Raw genomic sequence first — 527 nt, forward strand, 5'->3', positions numbered from 1 at the left:
GCACAAGTGGCGCCGACATTAAGACACCAAGCCACATTAACTGTTGAAACTGATCATAGAAAAAGCTTACCCACGCGTCCGTGACCATCGGAAAAAAGCCGAGTATTGGCCAAGTGGTGTAGCTTTTAAACAGAGCGTAGATAAATGCAACAAAGCCACCGCCCGAGAAGAACAAGGTGATCAACGTTTGGGTGAGTAATACCGCCGTTGGGGTGGATTGAGAACCCAGCGTTGGGTTGAACATGCTCGCCATCGCCGCGCCGCGTTGGTTATCCACCAAAAAGCCAGTGGCTTCAATCGCCCAAAAAGGAATGGCTGCGACAAAGCCAATCAGCATACCCAGCAAGACTTCTTTGCCTAGAATCACAATCAACCAAAGGCCGTCAGTTTCGGCGGGAAATGCTTGCTCGTTTACGACGGGAAAAATAAACAACGCAAGTGAGCAAAGTACGCCGTTACGGATCATTGCGCCGCCAAGCATCTGTTTGCTCAAAATAGGCAGAAAGATAAAGCACGCCATGAGCCTG

General features: G+C 49.7%; 1 protein-coding gene. It reads right to left on the minus strand.

Features of this window, described 5'->3' with window-relative positions; genetic code table 11:
• The coding region (gene vscT / locus R7Q11_RS29105) for a SctT family type III secretion system export apparatus subunit VscT (protein WP_225467336.1) at positions 1-527 on the minus strand (527 nt) is incomplete at both ends.

Source organism: Vibrio sp. 970 (assembly GCF_033339075.1).